The 22,328-nt window shown below is 49.3% G+C and carries 24 protein-coding genes; 15 read left to right on the top strand and 9 right to left on the bottom strand.

From position 1 onward, the window contains the following. Positions 1 to 70: 70 nt before the first annotated feature. The 3 genes from IEX60_RS06210 to IEX60_RS06200 are packed head-to-tail and all read left to right on the top strand — an operon-like array spanning position 71 to position 2,740. Entirely contained in the window at positions 71 to 826 is a 756-nt protein-coding gene (locus tag IEX60_RS06210) for an SGNH/GDSL hydrolase family protein (protein WP_188748543.1), read from the top strand. 50 nt (positions 827 to 876) lie between these two features. Next, positions 877 to 2,049 (top strand): nicotinate phosphoribosyltransferase, encoded by a 1,173-nt coding sequence (pncB, locus tag IEX60_RS06205; protein ID WP_188748540.1) that lies wholly within the window; start codon positions 877 to 879, stop codon positions 2,047 to 2,049. Then, the gene (locus tag IEX60_RS06200) at positions 2,039 to 2,740 is read left to right on the top strand and encodes a class I SAM-dependent methyltransferase (RefSeq protein WP_188748539.1); all 702 of its coding nucleotides are present in this window, start codon (positions 2,039 to 2,041) and stop codon (positions 2,738 to 2,740) included. Before pncB ends, IEX60_RS06200 begins: the two co-directional genes overlap by 11 nt. Here IEX60_RS06200 and IEX60_RS06195 read toward each other — a convergent pair. Next, positions 2,625 to 3,362 (bottom strand): DUF6266 family protein, encoded by a 738-nt coding sequence (locus IEX60_RS06195; protein ID WP_188748537.1) that lies wholly within the window; start codon positions 3,360 to 3,362, stop codon positions 2,625 to 2,627. The genes IEX60_RS06200 and IEX60_RS06195 overlap by 116 nt on opposite strands. Positions 3,363 to 3,868: 506 nt before the next feature. Here IEX60_RS06195 and IEX60_RS06190 point away from each other — a divergent pair. Next, complete coding sequence (locus IEX60_RS06190) at positions 3,869 to 4,099, top strand: helix-turn-helix domain-containing protein (RefSeq protein WP_229717448.1); 231 nt, start codon at positions 3,869 to 3,871, stop codon at positions 4,097 to 4,099. Between the two features lie 17 nt (positions 4,100 to 4,116). Here IEX60_RS06190 and serS read toward each other — a convergent pair whose 3' ends face one another. After that, on the bottom strand, positions 4,117 to 5,388 hold the full coding sequence (serS, locus tag IEX60_RS06185) for a serine--tRNA ligase (RefSeq protein WP_188748535.1): 1,272 nt from the start codon (positions 5,386 to 5,388) through the stop codon (positions 4,117 to 4,119). A 220-nt stretch (positions 5,389 to 5,608) separates the two neighbouring features. Between serS and rsmI the strand changes: the two genes are divergently transcribed. Genes rsmI through IEX60_RS06155 form a run of 6 tightly spaced genes read left to right on the top strand, consistent with a single transcriptional unit; the run spans position 5,609 to position 9,748 of the window. Then, a complete protein-coding gene (gene rsmI, locus IEX60_RS06180) occupies positions 5,609 to 6,274 on the top strand; it encodes a 16S rRNA (cytidine(1402)-2'-O)-methyltransferase (protein ID WP_188748532.1) in 666 nt (221 codons plus the stop codon). A 27-nt stretch (positions 6,275 to 6,301) separates the two neighbouring features. After that, positions 6,302 to 6,859 carry a PH domain-containing protein gene (locus IEX60_RS06175; protein WP_188748530.1) on the top strand — a complete coding sequence of 186 codons (558 nt, stop codon included), beginning with the start codon at positions 6,302 to 6,304 and terminating at the stop codon, positions 6,857 to 6,859. A gap of 2 nt (positions 6,860 to 6,861) precedes the next feature. Next, entirely contained in the window at positions 6,862 to 8,490 is a 1,629-nt protein-coding gene (gene lnt / locus IEX60_RS06170; RefSeq protein ID WP_188748528.1) for an apolipoprotein N-acyltransferase, read from the top strand. A gap of 37 nt (positions 8,491 to 8,527) precedes the next feature. After that, a complete protein-coding gene (locus tag IEX60_RS06165; protein ID WP_188748526.1) occupies positions 8,528 to 8,824 on the top strand; it encodes a nucleotidyltransferase family protein in 297 nt (98 codons plus the stop codon). Further along, positions 8,817 to 9,155, top strand: coding sequence for a HepT-like ribonuclease domain-containing protein (locus tag IEX60_RS06160; RefSeq protein WP_188748525.1), 339 nt, complete (start codon positions 8,817 to 8,819; stop codon positions 9,153 to 9,155). Before IEX60_RS06165 ends, IEX60_RS06160 begins: the two co-directional genes overlap by 8 nt. 2 nt (positions 9,156 to 9,157) lie before the next feature. Next, positions 9,158 to 9,748 (top strand): riboflavin synthase, encoded by a 591-nt coding sequence (locus IEX60_RS06155; RefSeq protein WP_188748524.1) that lies wholly within the window; start codon positions 9,158 to 9,160, stop codon positions 9,746 to 9,748. Here the strand turns inward: IEX60_RS06155 and IEX60_RS06150 are convergent. Further along, positions 9,745 to 10,536, bottom strand: a complete 792-nt coding sequence (locus IEX60_RS06150) for a mechanosensitive ion channel family protein (protein WP_188748523.1) — start codon at positions 10,534 to 10,536, stop codon at positions 9,745 to 9,747. The two genes, IEX60_RS06155 and IEX60_RS06150, sit on opposite strands and share 4 nt — an antisense overlap. A 91-nt stretch (positions 10,537 to 10,627) precedes the next feature. Between IEX60_RS06150 and IEX60_RS06145 the strand changes: the two genes are divergently transcribed. The 4 genes from IEX60_RS06145 to IEX60_RS06130 all read left to right on the top strand — a co-directional run bounded on the left by IEX60_RS06145 (position 10,628) and on the right by IEX60_RS06130 (position 15,826). Then, complete coding sequence (locus IEX60_RS06145) at positions 10,628 to 10,876, top strand: hypothetical protein (protein ID WP_188748522.1); 249 nt, start codon at positions 10,628 to 10,630, stop codon at positions 10,874 to 10,876. A 31-nt stretch (positions 10,877 to 10,907) separates the two neighbouring features. Then, positions 10,908 to 11,801 (top strand): site-specific tyrosine recombinase XerD, encoded by an 894-nt coding sequence (xerD, locus tag IEX60_RS06140; protein ID WP_188748520.1) that lies wholly within the window; start codon positions 10,908 to 10,910, stop codon positions 11,799 to 11,801. Between the two features lie 465 nt (positions 11,802 to 12,266). Next, a complete protein-coding gene (locus tag IEX60_RS06135) occupies positions 12,267 to 14,594 on the top strand; it encodes a TonB-dependent receptor (protein ID WP_188748517.1) in 2,328 nt (775 codons plus the stop codon). Between the two features lie 608 nt (positions 14,595 to 15,202). Further along, positions 15,203 to 15,826: a hypothetical protein gene (locus tag IEX60_RS06130; RefSeq protein WP_188748514.1), complete on the top strand. Its 624-nt coding sequence runs from the start codon at positions 15,203 to 15,205 to the stop codon at positions 15,824 to 15,826. A gap of 44 nt (positions 15,827 to 15,870) precedes the next feature. Here the strand turns inward: IEX60_RS06130 and IEX60_RS06125 are convergent, their stop codons facing one another. The 3 genes from IEX60_RS06125 to ispE are packed head-to-tail and all read right to left on the bottom strand — an operon-like array spanning position 15,871 to position 17,760. Continuing rightward, positions 15,871 to 16,425: a peroxiredoxin gene (locus IEX60_RS06125; RefSeq protein WP_188748512.1), complete on the bottom strand. Its 555-nt coding sequence runs from the start codon at positions 16,423 to 16,425 to the stop codon at positions 15,871 to 15,873. Beyond that, a complete protein-coding gene (locus IEX60_RS06120) occupies positions 16,418 to 16,945 on the bottom strand; it encodes a YdeI/OmpD-associated family protein (RefSeq protein WP_188748510.1) in 528 nt (175 codons plus the stop codon). The genes IEX60_RS06125 and IEX60_RS06120 overlap by 8 nt, the downstream gene beginning before the upstream one ends. Positions 16,946 to 16,947: 2 nt before the next feature. Next, positions 16,948 to 17,760, bottom strand: coding sequence for a 4-(cytidine 5'-diphospho)-2-C-methyl-D-erythritol kinase (gene ispE, locus IEX60_RS06115; protein WP_188748508.1), 813 nt, complete (start codon positions 17,758 to 17,760; stop codon positions 16,948 to 16,950). 416 nt (positions 17,761 to 18,176) lie between these two features. Between ispE and IEX60_RS06110 the strand changes: the two genes are divergently transcribed. Then, positions 18,177 to 18,659, top strand: coding sequence for a hypothetical protein (locus tag IEX60_RS06110; protein ID WP_188748506.1), 483 nt, complete (start codon positions 18,177 to 18,179; stop codon positions 18,657 to 18,659). Here IEX60_RS06110 and IEX60_RS06105 read toward each other — a convergent pair. The 3 genes from IEX60_RS06105 to IEX60_RS06095 are packed head-to-tail and all read right to left on the bottom strand — an operon-like array spanning position 18,656 to position 21,833. Beyond that, positions 18,656 to 19,687: an acyl-CoA dehydrogenase family protein gene (locus tag IEX60_RS06105; protein WP_188748504.1), complete on the bottom strand. Its 1,032-nt coding sequence runs from the start codon at positions 19,685 to 19,687 to the stop codon at positions 18,656 to 18,658. The two genes, IEX60_RS06110 and IEX60_RS06105, sit on opposite strands and share 4 nt — an antisense overlap. Beyond that, positions 19,684 to 20,316: a nicotinamide riboside transporter PnuC gene (pnuC, locus tag IEX60_RS06100; protein WP_188748501.1), complete on the bottom strand. Its 633-nt coding sequence runs from the start codon at positions 20,314 to 20,316 to the stop codon at positions 19,684 to 19,686. Before pnuC ends, IEX60_RS06105 begins: the two co-directional genes overlap by 4 nt. After that, positions 20,316 to 21,833: a malate:quinone oxidoreductase gene (locus tag IEX60_RS06095; RefSeq protein WP_188748499.1), complete on the bottom strand. Its 1,518-nt coding sequence runs from the start codon at positions 21,831 to 21,833 to the stop codon at positions 20,316 to 20,318. Before IEX60_RS06095 ends, pnuC begins: the two co-directional genes overlap by 1 nt. Positions 21,834 to 22,328: the final 495 nt, after the last annotated feature.

Genomic DNA, 22,328 nt, shown 5'->3' with positions numbered 1-22,328 from the left:
CCTGATAATTATATTGCATATAAAACGAAATATATCTAAGTTTGAAACCATTAAAAACCATTTGTTAACCATGGATAAAAGCAGAAGAACATTCATAGGAGCCTCGTTGATGGGAGCCACATTGGCCGTCAACCTCCCCGAAATTGTAAAAGCGGCTGTAAAACCTTTAAACTCCGCCCCCAAGATCCGCATACAGCAAAATGACACCATTCTATTCCAGGGTGACTCCATTACGGATGCGGGACGAGATAAAGGCAACAGTGCCCCCAATAACATCGGTGCCCTCGGCAACGGTTATGCTTTTCTGACCACGGCCAACCTACTGAATACTCATGCGTCCAAGCAATTGACCATCTATAACAGAGGGATCAGCGGTAACAAGGTATACCAACTTGCCGAGCGCTGGGAAGAAGACTGCATCGCCCTTAAACCAAATGTATTGAGCATACTCATCGGTGTAAACGATTACTGGCATAAGTTCAGCGGAAATTATGACGGAACCATACAGGTTTACCGCGATGATTACCGGAAATTGATCGATCGGACACTGGCGGCCCTTCCGGGTGTCAAACTCGTCATCGGAGAGCCGTTTGCCGTAAACAACGTAAAAGCGGTAACGGACGCCTGGTATCCGGATTTCAATGAATATCGTACCGCAGCGCGGGAAATAGCCACCGAATACGGTGCCGTGTTTATCCCCTATCAACGGGTTTTTGATGAGGCATCCAACGTAGCTGCTCCCTCCTATTGGACCGGCGATGGCGTGCACCCGTCGTTGGCCGGAGCCCAGCTGATGGCTGAAGCCTGGTTAGCCGTGGTAAAGTGAGGAAACAGCTGATAGCCGATAGCTGATAGCTGATAAATAAACAACCCAACATGATCAATTCCCTGCTCGACAACGACTTCTACAAATTCACCATGCAGAATGCGGTGATCAAGCTGTTTCCAAAAGCAAAGGCAAAATATCAGTTTATCAATCGCGGTCAGCATAAATTTCCGGACGGGTTTGCCGAAGAATTGCGGAAAGCGATCAATGAATTGGCGAAACTACAATTGACACGTCAGGAAAAGACTTTTTTTGCGGTCACCTGCCCTTATATCGATCCCACCTATTTTGATTTTCTGCAGGGTTACCGGTATGATCCGGAAGAAGTCCACATCCGGCAGCAGGGGCATGAACTCTCCGTATCCATCGAGGGATACTGGTACCGTGCGATTCTGTGGGAGGTACCCATTATGTCGCTCATCTGTGAGCTCTATTACCAGATGACGGGTCAAACGCGGGAACCGGATGAACGGGTGATCGAGACGGTACGTGGGAAAATCATGCGATATGGTGAATTGGGTATCACGATTGCAGAATTCGGCACCCGGCGGCGCCATTCCTATGCGGTACATCGGCTCGTGATGCAGGCGCTCAGACAATACGGCGAACAATCGTTTATCGGCACGAGCAACGTACACATGGCCATGCTTTACCAAACCAAACCCATTGGAACCCATGCGCACGAGTGGTTTATGTTCCATGCGGCAAAATACGGATTCAAGATGGCCAACCTGCTTGGGCTGGAACACTGGTCGGACGTATACCGGGGCGACCTCGGGATTGCCCTTTCCGATACGTACACCACGGACGTCTTCTTTACCCAATTTGACAAAAAACTCACGAAACTATTCGATGGTGTCAGGCACGACAGCGGCGATCCGTTGTTGTTCGCTGACAAGACCATCCGGCATTACCGGGACAAGGGCATTGACCCGCTGTCCAAAACAATCATTTTTTCCGATGGACTGAACTACGATAAGGTAGCCCGGATCGTCGAATATTGCCGGGGCCGTATCGGAATGTCTTTCGGTATCGGCACCAATTTCACCAACGATGTAGGACTTACACCCATGAACATTGTGATCAAAATGACGGAAGCCTACCCCGAAGAAGCAGAATGGACACCGGTCATCAAGCTTTCGGATGAACCGGGCAAACATACGGGCGACGAGGAGACGATTGCACTTGCCAAGCAAATCCTGCATATCCCCTATGGTACCTGATGTTTTGGGCAATGCCCTTCACGATTATTTTCTCGGCAACACCCGGGAAAAACTGATGTTGCACACTAGCTATGGCGATCTGGAAGAAATGCCCGTCGAAGTATTCTTCCGGGAGCCTGACGAATTTCCGGAACTTGAACATATTGCGCTGGCACTATGCGACGGCCGCATACTGGATGTCGGTGCCGGCGTCGGCAGCCATGCATTGTATTTGCAGGAACAGGGGGTTGATGTAACTGCTTTGGAGTTTTCGCCCGGAGCCTGTGCCGTTATGCATAAGCGCGGGGTGCAGAAGGTGCTGCAACAGGATTTTTTTAATTGCGATACTGGGCAATACGACACGCTGCTGTTTCTGATGAACGGCATCGGCCTGGCAGGTACCATTGCCGGTCTCAGCACGTTGTTGCGGCACTGCCGCTCGCTGCTGCGCCAGGGAGGACAGCTGTTGTTCGATTCATCCGATATCAGTTACCTTTATGCCGACGGATCGGTTGAAAAACCACACGGTTATCAGGGAGAAATCCGCTACCAATACGAATACAAAGGCGAAACCGGGGAACCGTTCAACTGGCTGTTCATTGATCAGGAAATGTTAACGCGTATTGCCCGGACGGAGGGCTGGGTGGTGCAGGTGGTGTTTGAGGACGGGAACGATCAGTACCTGGCACGGATGGAGCCGATGGCTCGATAGCCCCGCAGTACACGCTGTCGGAGATCTCATCGGTCATCGTATTCCGGAATGCTGCATATACGTGAAGAGGCTGCTCCAGCAAATCCAAATCATGGAGGTCCCAGGTGTCTTGGCCGCTGCGCCGTTCGGCCCCCACATCCCGAAAGAAATGGAACGAATCGCCGTCATATGCCAACGTCAGAAGCCGATGGTATCCACCAGACTCCAAATAATCCCAACGAAAGAACAACCGGTCTCCTTCCGCCGTTACCGAGCAGTTTAACGGTGGTTCTAAATTCCCCTTGGAAATCAGCACTTTTGCAGGATTAACAAACGGCTTACCTTCCGAATCAATCTCCAACGCATGCTTCCTTACCTGCGACTGCGCCAGTTGAAATGCTCCTACCCTGCTGCCTTCGGGTGCTTCACCCCGAAAGCCAAATTTAACGTAAAATCTTATACGTTCTAAAAATTGAGAAGTCACTTTCATTTTCGCCTGATTCAGCAGTTCCCGTTCCGTAAATGGCCGTTTACGCGGCTTACTGATCGAACGCATCACATTCTGACCATTCAATTGATATCCGATTACTGATCCTACCTTGCCACGGAATGGGCCATTTATTCCTTGCTCTGCGATAGCCATATGTTGTACTTTTCCAGGTAACCAATTCAATAACGATTATCTACAAATATAGTAATAAAAATATAAATACAATAATTTTATAGAGTATTATTATAGATGTTACCTATATAAACCCTATGTTAACCCTATGTTAACCATATGTTTAAACATTGTTTAATATTTGTAGATAGTCAATGTATCTCAAAGAGTTTACGAAAATATTGCGGAGGAGGCGAAGAAAACATCGAAACCTAGCGGCAAGGAAGGCACAAAAAAAGGGGCGGGGAGCCCCTTTTAGCGATAGAATTGTTTTGGATTCACAAACACATAGTACAAGCGGAACAATTCCCAAAACCGCAAGTATGTCGAAAATTACAGAAAACTTATATACAAGTTGGCTACCCGTTTAGTTATAGTGTTTAGACTCTACAAAAATAGAGAATATACACATATATCAAAATATTTTTTACATAAAATGCATAAGGCGATATTTTTACCCGGACTCGAAGACTAAAAGATAGAACGACTTGAATAAGGGGACACTGACGGAGCTTGGCCTCTACCTGGCCAAAAGATCCGTAAACAGGGCTGAAGTGGCGAGAAAGACAGGGTTGAGTACATATCGGCTTAGCCAACTGAGTATCAATCCGAAGTCACAGTTGCGGGCGGATGAACTTTACCTCATTGCGTTGGCCATCGGCGAAGATCCGGGCGTTATGTTCAAGCACCTTTACAGAGAAGTGTCCCTCCGTGGGTAGCGTAGCGATGCCCAACTTCAGTCTATCCATTCAAACCCTGCATAGGGCACCAGTACTTCCGGTATTCTTATCCCCTCCGCCGTCTGATTATCTTCCAACAGAGAGGCCAAAATACGGGGTAAGGCCAGTGCGCTGCCATTGAGTGTGTGCGCTAACTGTGTTTTACCGTTCTCCCCTTTAAAGCGCACTTTCAGCCGATTGCTTTGGTAGGTTTCGAAATTGGATACGGAAGATACTTCCAACCAGCGTTTCTGAGCAGCGCTCCAAACCTCCATATCATACGTTAGCGCTGATGTGAATCCCATGTCGCCTCCACAAAGACGCAGTACGCGGTACGGGAGGTTCAATGCTTGCAGCAGAGACTGCACATAGGTGCTCATCTCTTCCAGTACTTTATAGGAGCTGTCGGGGTGTACGATCTGCACAACCTCAACTTTATCGAATTGGTGCAGGCGGTTCAATCCACGCACATGGGCACCGTAAGATCCTGCCTCTCGGCGAAAACAGGGTGTGTAGGCCGTCATTTTGATGGGAAAATCCGATTCCCTGACGATGGTATCGCGGTAAAGATTGGTTACCGGCACTTCGGCTGTCGGAATCAGGTATAGATTGTCAATGCCGACGTAATACATTTGCCCCTCCTTGTCGGGCAATTGCCCTGTACCAAACCCAGATGCCTCGTTGATCAGGATAGGAGGCTGTACCTCCTGATAGCCCGCCTCTGCTGCCCGATCGAGAAAAAAGTTAATCATGGCGCGCTGCAGACGGGCTCCTTTGCCTTTATAAACCGGAAAACCAGCCCCAGACACCTTGGTACCGAGTTCAAAGTCGATGATATCATACTTGGCTGCCAGTTCCCAGTGAGGTAACGCATCCTCCGGGAGCTCGGGACGATGGCCATACTCCAACACCACTTCGTTATCTTCCGCGCCGACACCTTTCGGTACGGAGTGATGAGGCAGATTGGGTAGAAGCACCAACTTTTCATACAGGTCTGCTTCTACAGCCGCCTGTTCATCCGCTAGTTTTTTCTGTTGCTCCTTATATCCGCCGGAACGGGCTTTGATCGCTTCCGCTTCGTCACGCCGCCCCTGACGCATCAGTTCACCGATCTGCCGTGCCGCCGCATTTGCCTCCGCCGCTAGGGAATCTGACTCGGTCTGCAACTGCCTGCGACGCTCATCGAGTGCGATTACCTCGTCTACCAATTCCAGCGCTTTAAAATTCCGGACCATCAAGCGTTCAATCACTTGGTCACGGTTTTCACGGATATAATTAACCTGCAACATGCTATTTTGTCTGTTTAATTCTTCTTTATCAGCTACCAAACCGTCATGCATTTTTGAAAATCAGGACGATTTCGCTTATTTTGTGCTCGCAAAGATAGGAAGGAGATGTGAGATATGAGATATCAGATGTGAGATATGAGATGTGAGATATGAGACATCCCCCATTTGTGAAGCATCACATGTCTAATGTCTAATATCTAATGTCTAATATCTAATAGAAATGCTTTACCTCATCCCCACCCCGATCGGCAATCTGGAAGACATGACGCTACGGGCCATACGCATCCTGAAAGAAGCGGATGTCATTCTTGCGGAAGATACCCGTACGAGTGCCCCGCTGCTTAAGCATTTCGGCATCGAAAAAAAGGCCTATGCCCACCATCAGCACAACGAACATAAAGCTGTGAACGAGGTGATCCGTTTTCTGAAAGCCGGCCAGACCGTTGCCCTGATTTCCGACGCAGGCACACCGGCCATATCCGACCCGGGGTTTCTGTTGGTACGTGAGGCCATCAGCCACGGAATCGCCATACAATGTCTGCCGGGAGCCACTGCCTTCGTGCCGGCATTGGTCACTTCGGGATTGCCGTGCGACCGTTTTTGCTTCGAGGGATTCCTGCCGGTAAAGAAAGGGCGGCAGACCCGATTGAAAGCGTTAGCCGATGAAAGCCGTACCTTGGTGTTTTATGAGTCTCCCCATCGGCTGCTTAAAACCCTGCATGAGTTTGCCGACACGTTCGGCGGTGAGCGGTTGGCTTCCGTATCGCGCGAAATCAGCAAAGTCTATGAAGAGACGATACGGGGAACACTTGCGGAAGTGATCGCCCATTTTGAGGAGCATCCCATCAAAGGCGAATTCGTGGTTTGTGTGCAGGGTTTGGGATAAACTTCCTATCTTCGCATAAAAACCCGCATGAACATCGATCAATATATCAACGACGGACAGGACCCCAAAGTAGTGGAGAAGCTGTTGGTGAAACTACAGGACATGCTGGCTACCGGAGAGCAGGTGCTTTACGTTGCCGTACAGAAAATGCCCGCGGTAACCTTGTTTCCAGACAGCATTGCATTGACCGACAAACGTATTTTCTTTTGCAGATCCACGAAACTCGGGCTTGCCACGGATTTTGATATCTTCCCGTGGGATGATGTGCTGGATATTTCCTTTAAAGAGGGCATACTCGGTTCGAAATTTTTCCTGACGCCAACCGGAGGAGATGCGCTGGAAATGGGACACATTCCCAAGAACCAAGCCCGCAAACTCTATCAGTGGGGCAACGAGGCCCGTGAAAGGCAGCATACCTCTGGCATTCAGGACATGGAGGAGCCCCACTTGAAGATTGTGCCGTTGGCTGAGTCCGACGATGCGCTGACACTGAAATTAAAAAAACTGAAATCGCTGTTTGAGCGACAGCTGATCACGCAGGAAGAATACGAGAACAAGAAGAGCGAACTCTTATCCCAACTTTGACCGTGAAACACCTTTATTTACAGGCACTGCTAAGCGCCGCCCTCCTGTGGTTGGCCTGGCCACCGATCCCGTATACCGCTCCCCTGTTGTGGGTTGCGTTTGTGCCGCTCTTATTGGCCCTGGAAAGCGTGATGCGTGGCAACTATCAAAAGAAAGGCACCAAGGTATTCTTGTTGGGCGGATTGACGGGTGTGGTGTGGAACACCGCCTCCATTTATTGGGTGTTCAACGCAATGAATGCAGTCATGCCGGTCTACGCGGCGGCATTTGTTGCGCTCATCCCGTTCGGCTTGGCGGCATTCCTGATGGCACTGGCTTTCCGCTTATACTACCAGCTACGAAAACGCCATTCAATCGGGATTTCACTCGTGGGGTTGGTGTGTTTCTGGATCGCCTATGAGTACCTCCATCAAACGTGGGATCTCGCTTTCCCATGGATGACCCTGGGGAATGGGTTTGCCAGTACGCATCAGCTCGTGCAATGGTATGAATATACGGGCGTATACGGCGGTACGGTATGGCTATGGGCCGTCAACTGCGGTGTGTTCCTGGCGATATTGGCTGCTAAGGACGGTTTTGCGCGCTCGCGCCGGTATGCCCTCTGGGGAAGTACCGCGGCACTGGTTGCCTTGCCCTCCCTTTGGTCGATCTGGCGATACGCGACGTATGAGGAACACGAGAATCCGTCCAACGTGGTGATTGTGCAGCCCAATGTGGATCCCTATGGAAAGTTCAGCTTTATCGCACCGGAGGAACAATTGGAAAATCTGATCCAACTGTCTAAATCAGTGGCGCAACCGAATACGGAGTTTTTCGTGTGGCCCGAAACCGCGATCGCCCACCCCCCACCGGGGTATGACGAAGGCGAGTTCTTAGGGCACCCTGCGTTCCAGCAACTGCAACAGTTCCTCTCGCCATATAAAAACGGCAATATTCTGTCTGGAATCGAGAGCTACCGGCTCTATAACGAACAGCAGACACCAACGGCAAGGCCCTGGGGCAAGGATTACCTCGACGTATTCAATGCCGCCATATTGATCGAAAACTCGGCAAAACTCCAATTTTACCACAAATCAAAACTAGTTGCCGGGGTCGAACAGTTTCCGTTCGGCGGGGCATTGGCATTCATGAAACCCTTGTTCAGCGCATTCGGCGGCACAACGGGCGGATACGGGCGGCAGGATAAGCCGTCGGTCTTCTATTCCCAAAGCGGTATCGGTGCCGCACCGGTGATCTGCTATGAATCCATCTGGGGAAACTATGTCGCTGAATACATCCGCGAGGGTGCGCAATTCGTTGCAGTGATCACGAACGACGGCTGGTGGGGAAATACGGCGGGTAAAGACCAGCATCTAGCCTATGCGAAGCTGCGTGCGATCGAAACACGGCGGTGGGTGGCGCGCTCGGCCAACACAGGAATCTCCGGGTTCATCAACCAGCGGGGCGATGTCGTGCAAAAGACCCAATGGTGGGTACCTGCGGCGATCAAGCAGGATATTAATCTCAATGAAGAAATCACGTTTTACGTGCGTACAGGCGATTATCTCGCATATGCGGGGTGTATGGGCAGTCTCGTTTTTGGTCTCCTTTTGTTATTCGGGCGGGTGAAACGGAAAAGTATTTGTAAATAAAACGAAAAATACCGTCCTTTGTTACAAGAGGTAGACTATGAAATCCAAAAGCGAGATTTTAGCAACCATTCAGAGGCATAAAAAGATACTTTCCGAATATGGAGTTAAAAATGTTGGTCTATTTGGCTCGTATGCACGCGAAAGACAAACCGACAAGAGTGACATAGACATCCTTCTTGACTTCGATAACGAGAAAGAGACTTTTGATAACTACATGGCTTCTTATGATTTACTTGAAAGTCTATTCCAAAACGAACGGGTAGAAATTGTAACTAAAAATGGCCTAAGCCCTTACATTGGCCCAAAAATCTTAAAAGAGGTCATTTATGTCTAAAGACATGCGTGAATATCTCCGGCATATGCTGGATGAATGTTCCTATTTGATCGCTGCCAAGTCTAACCTGTCATACACTGAGTTCATTGACGATGAAACACTAAAAAGAGCAGCGGTACGCAGCATTGAAATTATTGGCGAAGCCGCAAAAAAGATTTCGGCCGAATTTCGTGTACAATATCCGGAGATCAACTGGAAAAATATGGCAGGCATGCGAGATAAACTTATCCACGACTATATGGGCATAAATTATCGGATCGTATGGGACGTAATTGCCAACAAGATCCCTGAACTGCACGACCAAGTTGAACAAATCATAAAAAGATCCTGACCATGTTCACAGGCATTATCGAAACCATCGGCACCGTGACGGATCTTCGGCGGGAAGCAGAAAACCTTCACCTGACGGTTGCCTCTTCCCTATCGGACGAATTGAAGATCGACCAAAGTGTATCGCATAACGGCGTCTGCCTCACCGTAGTAGCGTTGTCACCGGGTATGCATACGGTGACGGCGATTGCGGAGACGCTCGCCAAAACCAACCTGGGCAACTTACGCGTAGGCAGTGTCATCAACCTGGAGCGATGCACCCGGGTGGGCGACCGGTTGGACGGCCATATCGTGCAGGGGCATGTGGACCAAACCGCGCGCTGCCTATCGGTGGAAGACCAGCAAGGCAGTTGGTTGTATACCTTTCAATACGACGGTGCTTCCGGCAACATCACCGTCGAAAAGGGTTCCATCACGGTCAACGGCATCAGCCTTACGGTGGTCAACGCGCAGCTCGACCGGTTTTCGGTAGCGATCATCCCCTATACCTACGAGCACACAAACCTCAAATACGTAACGGCTGGCGACACGGTCAACCTTGAATTCGACATCATCGGAAAGTATGTGGCCCGGATGATGGAATTGCGGGCTTAGGACAGCGATGCCTGGATGCCGTTTTCTTCCAGTACTTTTTTGAGCTGTTCAAAACTATCGAAGTATACGGTGTCGTACTGGGCTTTGGGTGCCCAGGCCCGGATGACGAGATCGATGGAAGTATCGGTCAATTCGGCCAGTTGGATTTCCGGCCGTGGGGTATTGAGTATCCGTTCGTCGGATTTCAACACCTCCCGGATGAGCTGACGCGTATGGTCCAGATCAACCCCGTACGGTATGCGCATCTTGAACTCCAGGCGCCGCTTGGTAATGCTGGAATAGTTACTGATGACCGAATTGGCCAGTGGGCCGTTTGGCACGAATACGGCGATGCCGTCGTCCGTGCGCAGTGTCGAATATAGGATATCGATTTTTTCGACCTGCCCGGTGGCACCCGTCGCACTGCTGATGTAATCACCCACCCGGAACGGACGGAACAGCAGGATAAGCACCCCACCGGCGAAATTGGACAGACTGCCCTGCAGGGCCAAGCCGATGGACAAGCTCGCAGCGCCCAGCACCGCGACAAATGAGGTGGTTTGTATGCCCACCATCGAAGCCGCCGAAATGATCAGCATGGTATAGAAAATGATCTTCAGGGCACTGATCACGAAATCGCGCAGCGATAGATCCACATTGCGGCGCTCGAACCGCTTCCGGATAAGCCGCAGCACCATCCGAATCAGCCAACTTCCACCTGCCAACAGCAGAACAGCCAATACCAAACTGGGTACTTTGGAGAGTACCGCTTCAATAATCCGCTCCAGGGCGACTTCGATTTTTTCCATAGTGGGGTAAAATTACAGATTCGGAACGAATTTGCATATCAGGAAACTGTTTCCTATTTTTGTATAAATCAATCCGAAAACTGAACATAAAATGAGTACCATTACCATCACGAAGCTATATGCATTGCTTTCCGGGAAATTGGGAAAAGAATCAGCCGAAAACCTGACCACGTATATTGAAGAACAAATTAAGGAAGAGGTGGAGGATAAAACAAAAATTTTGGCGACGAAAGCTGATCTCGCGGAGACTAAAACCGAAATCATCAAATGGATGTTCATTTTTTGGATCGGACAGGTAGCCGCAACGTTTGGTTTCATCCTGCTTTATCTCAACAAATAACGGCACTCCGGCGAAAGAAAGATAAGCAACGATGGATTGGAAAACGGCCATCAATGGCTTCAAACATTACCTCCAACTGGAGCGGGCGATGTCTGCCAACACAGTAGACGCCTACCTGGACGATGTGACCAAGCTCCGGCAGTTCTCGGAACCACAAAACATACATCCCCAATCCATTACCCCCTCCCAATTACAGGATTTCTTGACATGGATCAACGGATTCGGGCTTTCTGCGTACAGCCAGGCACGTATCCTGTCTGGCATCAAGACGTTCTATCTGTTCATGGCCCTGGAGCATGGGCTAGTCGAAAACCCCACGGCGCTGATCGAAGCACCGCGGTTGGGCCGCAAAATACCCGATGTGCTCAACATCACCGAAATCGACGGCCTCATCGCGGCCATCGACCTGTCGACTCCGGAGGGCATGCGCAACAAAGCCATGCTGGAGGTGCTGTATGGCTGCGGCCTCCGCGTAAGCGAGCTGGTGGGACTGAAGATCTCCAACCTGTTTCTGGACGTCGAATTTATCAAAGTGGAGGGAAAGGGTAGCAAAGAGCGGCTCGTGCCGATCGGCACACAGGCCGCTAAATGCCTCCGCATTTACCTGGAAGACGTGCGCGTACATCAAAAGATCAAGCCGGGTTACGAAGATGCTGTATTCCTGAACCGCCGGGGGGCTTCTTTAACGCGCGTGATGGTATTTATCATCATTAAGGACCTGGCCACCAAAATCGGACTTAAAAAGAAAATCAGCCCCCATACGTTCCGGCATTCCTTTGCCAGCCACCTTGTGGAGGGAGGTGCCGACCTCCGTGCGGTGCAGGAAATGCTTGGGCACGAAAGCATTACAACCACGGAAATCTATACCCATGTGGATCGGGATTACCTGCGGTCCGTGATTACCCAATTCCACCCCCGCTCTTGATAGTTGATAGTTGATAATTGATAGTTGATAATTGATAGTTGATAATTGATAGTTGATAATTGATAGTTGATAGTTGATAGTTGATAGTTGATAGTTGATAGTTGATAGTTGATAGTTGATAGTTGATAGTTGATAGTTGATAATTGATAGTTGATAATTGATAGTTGATAATTGATAGTTGATAATTGATAGTTGATAGTTGATAGTTGATAGTTGATAATTGATAGTTGATAATTATCCATTGTCCATTGTCCATTATCCATTGTCCATTATCCATTATCCATTGTCCATTGTCCATTATCCATTATCCATTATCCATTGTCCATTATCCATTGTCCATTATCCATTATCCATTGTCCATTATCCATTATCCATTGTCCATTGTCCATTAAAAAAACTTTGTTGCATTTAATTTGTTTATTAACGCAACTATGTTGAAATTTGCGGTATTGACAATGAATGCAGATGTGGATCAGAACGGCACTTACTTCGATTATACTTAGCTTATTTTTTACGGCAGGATATTCACAAACTTCAACATGTACCCTTACTGTCCGGGGCCGGGTGATGGACAGCGATACACAGCTTCCCTTATCGGGTGTAACCCTGACAATCAATCCGGGCGCTACCCAGCTTCTTTCTGACGGACATGGTTATTTCCGGTTTTCACAACTATGCAAGGGTGTCCGCTATACCGTCACGGCTACCAGCGTGGGATTTGACAGCCTCGTTACGGAAGTATTGCTCAAAAACGATGAAACGCTTACGTTAGCACTCCATCATGGCCACATCCGGTTGCACGACGTGAACGTGATCGGTCACCAGCAGCCTGTGGTTACCGCAAATGCGGTGCGGACCGTCTCGCGCGAACAGGTAGCCCAGGTACAGGGAAAGACATTGGCCGATATCTTCAGCAACCTGCCGGGGGTAAGCATGCTACAGACCGGTACGACGATTGCAAAACCGGTGATCAACGGCATGCACAGCAACCGCATCCTGATCCTCAACAACGGCATCCGGCAGGAGGGACAGCAATGGGGCAGCGAACATGCGCCGGAAATCGATCCGTTTGTTGCCAAGGATTTTAAACTGATAAAGGGTGCAGAGGGCGTCCGTTATGGCGCAGACGCCATCGGTGGGGTGATCATCACCTCTCCCGCTCCCCTGCCCATTGATCCGCATGTATCCGGCGAACTGAACACCATCTATCAGACCAACGGCCAGGGCGGCGTGCTTTCGGGCATGCTTCAATCGGGAGTTAAGGGTATTCCCGGACTTTCCTGGCGGGTACAGGGTACGGCGAAACGAAGCGGAAACGTGCGCACGGCCGACTATTACTTAGGCAACACCGGACTGGCCGAATACAATGGCTCCGCCGCTGTACGTTACAGCCACACCCGGTCCGTCTTTGATGCCTATTACAGCCGTTTTTACACGTCACTCGGGATTTTCACCGGTGCCCACGTGGGTACCATCGACGACATACAGGCCCGTGTGGAGGCCGGCAAGCCTTTCGAGACCTATCCGTTCAGCTATGCCATCGCCGCTCCGCGGCAGCGCGTCGTACACGATCTGGGTAAACTGAAATGGCACCGGGATTACACCAATGGAGGCAGCTCAGATATACAATACGGCATCCAGCGTAACCACCGGCAGGAATATGACATACGCCGTGGCGGCCGCGGTGCGTTGCCCATGCTGGATATGGTGCTTACCACCCAAACGCTGGATGCAAACTACCAAACCCCGCTTTATGACAACAATTGGCGCACACAGGTGGGCACCAACCTGACCATGCAGGTCAACAACAATGTCCCCGGCACGCTGAACACGCCCCTCATCCCCAACTACGACAGCTTTACCGGTGGACTTTTTGCCATCCAACGGCTCATCAGGGAGGCATACGAATGGGAAATGGGCATCCGCTACGATTTCAAAACCTTCGATGCCGCCGGTTTTGACAAATACCAGCATCTTTATGGCGGCCAACGCGATTTCCACAACGTGAGCGGTTCTTTCGGCGGTGTCTGGCGACCGGATAAAACCTGGCAGCTACGGAGTAACATCGGTCTTGCCTGGCGTGCTCCCAGTGCCAATGAGCTGTACAGCAACGGGCTGCACCACGGTGCGGCACTCTACGAAATCGGAGATGCCGGACTGGGTAGCGAACACGGATACAAATGGGTGGTCAGCCCTTCCTATACGCGCGACAGGGTTACCATCGATCTCGATCTCTACGCACAGTATATCCAGGACTACATTTACGCACAGCCCTCGCCTGGGGAATTTTTACAGACCATCCGGGGCACGTTTCCGGTATTCCGGTACAAACAGACCGATGCCACCTTTTTCGGGGCGGATCTCTCGTTGCAATACAGGCTCATTGATGGCCTGGATTATCACCTCAATGCATCGGTTATCCGCGCACGCGACGTCACCAATGACGTGTATCTGCCTTACATTCCTTCCGACCGGTTTGACCACCGCCTGCGTTGGCAGCTGCCGATTGAAAGCAAAGTAACCAGCAACACCTATGTCTCCTTTGCACACCAATGGGTGCTGGAGCAAAACCGGTACGAACCCGGCACGGACTATGCACCTCCCCCGCCGGCCTATCATGTCTTCTCGCTGTACGCTGGCAGCCAGTTCGCTTTGGGCAGTCATCCCCTGGAAGCAGGCATCTCCGTAAACAATTTATTCAATACACTTTATAAGGAATATATGAACCGGTTCCGCTATTACAGTCACGGTTTGGGCCGGGAGATCGGTATCCGACTTTCTTATTCATTTTAGTATACATCAAACATCAATTATCAATTATCAATTATCAATTATCAATTATCAATTATCAATTATCAATTATCAATTATCAATTATCAATTATCAATTATCAATTATCAATTATCAATTATCAATTATCAATTATCAATTATCAATTATCAATTATCAATTATCAATTATCAATTATCAATTATCAATTATCAATTATCAATTATCAATTATCAATTATCAATTATCAATTATCAATTATCAATTATCAATTATCAATTATCAATTATCAATTATCAATTATCAATTATCAATTATCAATTATCAATTATCAATTATCAATTATCAATTATCAATTATCAATTATCAATTATCAATTATCAATTATCAATTATCAATTATCAATTATCAATTATCAATTATCAATTATCAATTATCAATTATCAATTATCAATTATCAATTATCAATTATCAATTATCAATTATCAATTATCAATTATCAATTATCAATTATCAATTATCAATTATCAATTATCAATTATCAATTATCAATTATCAATTATCAATTATCAATTATCAATTATCAATTATCATAAAATAAACTGTTTAACTATAATTTAATCGAATCATTTATGAAACATTCATTCAAAAAACTCTCGATTGCACTATTGTCGCTGGGATTCGTTGCGTTTATATCCTCCTGCAGCAAGGACGATCCGGAGCCTGAAGTCCCCCAAGAAGAAATCGGTTCGGCAACGTTGACATTTACGGAAGTTGAATGGCACGGAGACCATGCCCACGACCTGGAAGATCCCGAAGTTGTATCGGTGACGTTTGACGAGGATGGACTCCCTCCCGTGGGTGCCCACCTGCACCTGGACGCCGGAAAAACCTACCGCCTGACACTCACCGCCACCGATTTCGCGGGCCGGGAAGGTGCCGAACAGGAATTTCTGGAAGAGTCCGACATCCACCAGCTTTTCTTCCTCGGTGCTCCCGAAGGTGTGCTGGACTACCAATACGCCGACCCTGACAACAAGCGGGTGGGTGTAACGGGTTACCTGCACGTGTTGAAGCCATCGGATTCGTTTGTGTTTAACGTCATCCTGCGTCACTTAAACAACGGCGTGAAAGCAAGTATCACCGATGCCGACTGGAACAATCCCAACTATACGAAGTTCAGCGGAGAGAACGATCTCGATCTTAAGGTCGAAGTGCATGTCGTAGACGGGGATCACGATCACGACGATCATTAATTAACCGTAATCCCAAAACGATGCGATGCCCGATCGGGGACCCCCTATCGGGCATCGCTTGTTTTCAGAAATTCCAATACCTTGTCGTTGTGCGCGGTGGCATTCATCAGTGCCCGGTATCTGAATGCAATCTTTCCATCGAGTCCCACCACAAACGTTTCACGCCCGGTAAGGAACAGTACATTTTTCACACCGAACAATTTCAACACGCGATTGCCGGGATCACTGAGTAACATAAAAGGCAAGCCGTGGTTTTCTGCAAATGCCTTATGACTCGCTACGCTGCCTGAATTGATGCCGATTACCAAAGCGCCCGCATCGGTGTAATCGGTAAAATGATCACGGATTGCACAGGCCTGTTTCGTACAACCGGGGCTCTCGTCTTTCGGATAGAAATAGATGACCAATTTCTTTTTGCCCATGTAATCCGCGATGTCCACATCCCGGCCATTTTGGTCTTTGAGGACAAAATGGGGCACTTGATCCCCGATTTCCAAGGTTTCCATATGATTCGATTTTTTACCGTCTTCCTGCGCACATGCAATCGCTGTGCCGACCGCTACCCATGCGATCAACGTCATTTTCAAAAGTTTATTCATCCCGTTTCCTCCTTGCTTTGTCAAGCCGGATCATGGCACCGAAGTCAAGCCCCATCGCCATCGCCTCTACCGTCATGGCAATTCGTTTGGTGCGTGTCGGCTCCGTCTTTGCCCCATGGATGTAATTGAGGAAATAATTGCGGTGCGATTTGGGCAATGCCAGGAATCTCCCCATCAGATCCGCTTCATCGTCCAATAGACACAGCTCCAGGTCTTCCGGTATCTCGATCACAAAATCCTTATCTTCTTCCAATCGGAGCGACAGGACATCCCCCACTCCCTTTTTCAATACCTTCCGCATCCCACCGTTGATGGGCAGGATGTAATCGCCCTCTCCTTTAGGCATTAGGAAAAGCCCGGAAAACACGATCCCGTCTATTTCCCCCCGCACACGGTATCCCTGCTTGTAACCGGGTTTCAGTTGCTCAGCAATTTCCCGCGGCACTTCGATGTAGGCCCATCCCAACATCGCCGCACCCTGCTCTTCAGACCGTAAAACCACTGCTTGGAAGTCGACCATGATTACCGTTCTCCGCCTACGTAAAACACTTGGTTATCTTTCTCCATATCAACTATTTTCACGGGCTTACTAAACAACCCATACACCGAAGATCCGCTCCCGCTCATGGAAGCGAATACGGCCCCGTTTTCATACAGTTTTCTTTTAACGGCTGCAATTTCTGGATGAAGGGCAAAGATGCCCACTTCAAAGTCGTTCACAATGGTATCCCGCCAGGTAGCCACGGGATGAGTGATAGCCGTTTTCAATTGCCTGCCCTTCGGATCGGGTGTCACCCCCCGATAGGCGGCTGCCGTCGAAACATGCACGCGGGGCGTGACCAGCACCAAGTGGTATTCCGACAAATCCACCCTGACCGCTTCGAAGACATCTCCGATCCCCGTGGCCAGCACGGGCGTATTGCGGATGAAAAATGGGCAGTCGGCCCCCAATTGGCGGGCATAGCCGGTCAATTGCGATTCGCTGAGTCCCAGCGCGAACATCGTGTTCAGTAATTTCAAGAGAAACGCTGCATCGGCCGAGCCGCCCCCCAATCCGGCACCGATGGGAATGGTCTTGTGCAGGTAAATATGCACCGGGGGTAAATCGTGGGATTCACTAAGCAGCCTATACGCCCGCAGACACAGATTGTCCTGCCCACCGCTTGGAATCGGTATTCCGGATGGAATAAAGCGCGTATCCCGTGCTTCCACGACTTCCAGCACGTCATAGATGTTCACCGGATAAAAAATCGTTTCGAGATTATGGTATCCATCTTCACGACGGCTCAGCACCTGCAGGCCGATATTGATTTTGGCGTTGGCAAAAGCAACCATCTCAGTTCGTATTAAAGGAAGCTTCTACGTTCCGACCAGGCGCATAGGGCGGATACCACCCCTCAGATTCAGCTGCCAACTGCCAGTATCGCAATAAAATTGATTTTACGTCCATGATTCAGCTCCTCGATCACAAACTTAGATAAAGTCGCTTTTTTATGCAATTATAATCGCCTTAAATAAAAAAGCAAAGTTGGATGCCCGTCCGGCACAGAGGACGGAAAGCCCTGTGCGCTATCGCAATGAAATGCCAAATGCAATACCGCGCCGTTGCGGCGATACAAACAATGTGGGGAATGAGTTGTTACTATTCAGAACAGTAATACTGAACAAATGAAACCTGCCATGTCAGCGCCTGGCGCAAAAGGCAATGAAAGTGCAGGTTCCATTAGACCTTTAAAGATAAATTATTTCTAATGAATCTACGATCCCATCTCAGCCTACTTTGCATAGCTGGCTTGCTTTCCTGTCAAAACAGTAACCAACGCGAACAGCAGGCAACCGGTGATACCCTTTCGCATGCGGAAGAGCCGCTTATGACAGATCAGGAACAGAAATACTGCTTCCTCCGGACGGAGGGAACGCAACGGCAGGACTCTTCCTATATCCAATTGGCAATCCGCAAGGAAACGGTAAGCGGTGTCTACAATGTCATTCCCGCAGAAAAAGACGCGAGGCGCGGAACCGTGCTGGGCAAGGAAAAAGACGGCATGCTCGATTTGGTATGGACATTTACCCAGGAAGGCACGCAGGACACACTACGGGTAGTGTTTGCGCTTCAGGACGGAAAATTGATGCAAAAACCCCTGTCGGTGGATACCACTACCGGCCGGCAAGTTACCCGTGATACAAGCAACTTTTCAGTGGTTTATGAACCCGTGGATTGTGTAGCCGATTAACGAAGGAGGCTGTGCTGACTGGCCGTAAATAAATCTCGCCATATCCGGTTTATTTCGGTAGAGGCGTCTGCACCCGTCAATCCGGTATGCGGATACAGTAACATTATTTGTTCATGGCAAAGACGTACCAATGCCCGGCTTCGATCACTTACCGTCTGAAGTGTCCTTGAAGACGGTTGCCCTTTTTCCTTCAATTCATCCCACGACACATCAACCGCCTGATAAAACGAAGCACTTGCGTTTGCCAACCGCTCCGTTACCTCTTTTGCCAGGTCAACTACCGGATCTTTCAGCACGTCCTTTGCGCAGGACACAAAATGACGTGACATGCCCAACGTGTTGGCCGCGAGCGTTGCTTCAGCGAATTGCAAAAAAGGATATTGGTAGATAAGCTGGTTTAAGGTAACCTGCTCCGGAGCAATGGCAAACGCATGGGTTTCGTCCACCCAAAGGCCGGACACTTCAAAGGAGTGGCTGGCGGTGGCTTTCAACCCGAAAGCGGGCCAATCTTCTACAATCCGTACGTCATCTTTCGCAAAGAAAAACGACTTGATTTGCGGATTCCCCGCTTCGTCCAGTACCACCGCGCCGTCGCGCTCAAGGACACAGTTGGCGGTAAAATGGGTCAGATGCGGTGCTCCGGTGGCATAACGCCACTTTCCGGACACCCGGTAGCCGTTGCGCTCCGCTACGGCTATCCCCGACGCGTGACCGCTCCCTCCGAGACAGACGGTTCGGTCGGTGAACAGGGTTTGTGCGGGCGGCTGTTGCATGTACCCCACAAATAAGTTGGCTCCCGCGCACAGGGTTACCGTCCATCCCAGGCTGCCATCTATCCACGCCAGTTCCTCTTCCAACCGTATTCCTTCGGGAGCCGTCAATTCCAATCCACCGTAACACCGGGGCACAAAGAGCTTAAACCAGCGCTGGTCGTAGATGATATCCAACTGCTCCTGCACAAGCCGGCCATCCGCTTCAGCGCGGGCCGATAAATTACTGAGCTGATGTACAATTTCTAGTGCGATCATGAATTTACCTGTTCCCGGCGGATAATACGTTTCCATTCAACATACCCAAAAATAGCCACAATAAACAAAAACAATGTCAATGCAGCGTACAGATGAAGGTTCTTATAAACGAGCAGTGGGATAGCTATCGCATTGCTGACATTGAGCCATATCCAATTTTCAATCTTGCGTTTGGCCAACAGCCACATGCCCGCCCAGGCCGTGGCACTTACCCATGCATCCCAGGCCGGCACGGTTGAATCGGTAAAGTGGATCAATGTATAATATAATAAGGGGAAGCCGAGGGCAACGATGCCGATCGTTGCAATCCATTCCCTTTTGCCCGAATAACTTGCCTTTACGGGTATTTCGTCCCGACGCGTTACCCAATGGACCCATCCGTAAATACTCATCGTCAGGTAATACAGGTTCAGCAGGATTTCGGCATATAGTCCGGCGTCGTAAAGCACATAGAGCGTAATCAGGATGCTGGCGATTCCGAACGGATACAGCAGTACTTTATTGGCTTTGGCCAGCAACACCTGCACTACTCCGCAGATCACGCCGATCCAGTGCAGAAGTGGTGTATTCAGGAGTTCGTTACCGAATCCGGTTAACCAGTCGGCCACCCATGCACCTGCCTCCGCCATCAAACGGACTCGAGTGTAGGTTCAAGTTTCAGGATGGCAGCCGAGCGTTCGCGGGTTTCCCGGCACAATTGCTCGTCAGCAGCGATGGAACGGCTGAAAGAAGGAATCATCTCCCGCAGCTTGTCCAGGTATTGTTTCGTCTTGGCACGTTCGGGAAAGCAACGGGCAAGCAGGCCGACCATGATGGAAACGGACGTGGATGCCCCGGGCGATGCGCCCAGCAATGCAGCGATGGAACCATCGGCACTGCTCACTACCTCGGTACCGAATTCGAGGATTCCGCCGTGTTTCTCATCTTTCTTAATTACCTGAACCCGCTGTCCGGCAATTTCCAGTTCCCAATCTTCCATGCGTGCGGTGGGTACGTATTCCCTAAGCGCTGCCAGCCGGTCTTCGGGGCTTTGACGCACCTGGTTGATCAGGTATTTGGTCAACGGAATGTTATCCATGCCAGCCGCCAGCATCGGGCGTATGTTATTCAGTTTAATGGATGCCGGCAGATCGAGCCAGGATCCATTTTTGAGAAATTTCGTGGAAAAACCCGCATAAGGGCCGAACAGCAGGGCCAGCTTACCGTCAATGACCCGGGTATCCAGATGGGGCACAGACATGGGGGGCGATCCCACAGCTGCTTTACCGTATACCTTTGCGTGGTGCTGGGCGATGACAGCGGGATTGGTGCACTTGAGCCATTGCCCGCTGACCGGGAACCCACCGAAACCTTTCGCCTCGGGTATGCCCGACTTTTCCAGCAGCAGCAGCGACCCGCCGCCCGCGCCGATGAAGACAAATTTGGCAGACACGGTACGTTTCCGGTCGGTTGTCAGGTTTTTCACCGTTACCTCCCAACGTCCATCGGCTGCACGCTCGATATCGCGCACCTCATGTGCCAGCCGGAGTTTCACGCCCCCTTGTTGCATCAGATGGCGAAACAAGGCCCGGGTCAACGCGCCGAAATTAACATCGGTACCGATGTCGATTTTTGTGGCTGCCAACAGCTCCTTCTCGTCGCGCCCTTCCATCATCAATGGGATCCATTCGTTCAGCAGGACATGATCCTCTGTATATTCCATTCCCTGGAAGAGGTGATGTCCTTTCATAGTCTCGTAGCGCTTTTTGAGGAAAGCGACATTTTCTTTGCCGAACACAAAACTCATGTGCGGAATACTCCGGATGAAGCTTTCGGGGCGGTCCACCAATCCATTGGCAACCAGGTATGACCAAAATTCCTTGGATTGTTCAAATGACTCGGCAATCTTGATGGCCTTCGTAATATCGACAGACCCATCCGGCCGCTGCGGCGTGTAATTGAGTTCACAAAGTGCCGAATGTCCGGTTCCCGCATTGTTCCATGCATCGGAACTTTCCGCGGCGACCTCGTCCAACCGTTCAAAGATTTCAATACTTGCACGGGGGTGCAGTTCGTTGATTAGGGTGCCCAGTGTGGCACTCATGATACCCGCGCCGATAAGAATAACATCCACCTCGTCGGCGGTTTTTTTTCTTCCTTTACCCATTCTATTAAGATTGCCGCAAAATTAGTGACAGAAATCATAAAATCGTCATTTTCCCCGTATTAATTACAAAATTTTAACAATAGGGAAACGGTAAATTTCCACGTTCAAAAAAAATTTCAAAAAAAGTTGCTAAAACGGTTTTTGTTCGTACCTTAGCAGTAACAAACCAAATAAACACACTGCCATCGGTTCAGGTGGCTGCACATGATTTTGAGAAATGAATAACTACCTAATTTAATGATGAAATTATGAACTATGAAAATTTTGTTTACGTTTAATTAGCCAATTATTTTAAATCGCAACGGACTTCCTGTTGTTGTACGGTTTCAGGTTTCCTGAAGGGGATGCTTCATTGTATAATTGACTGTACATTTGATTAACAGCACCCTTGGTGTGGAATATCCTGTCACTTCTTTAAGCTCTTAAATGCACTGCTACCGTGTGCAAAGGAATTTTGTTTGCTTTTTATTAACTTAAGAGATAATAATTATCGAA

This window comes from Parapedobacter defluvii, from assembly GCF_014642075.1.
Classification (GTDB): domain Bacteria; phylum Bacteroidota; class Bacteroidia; order Sphingobacteriales; family Sphingobacteriaceae; genus Parapedobacter; species Parapedobacter defluvii.
Note: the sequence above shows the minus strand (reverse complement) of the source record. Positions and strands in the feature narration are given on the sequence as shown.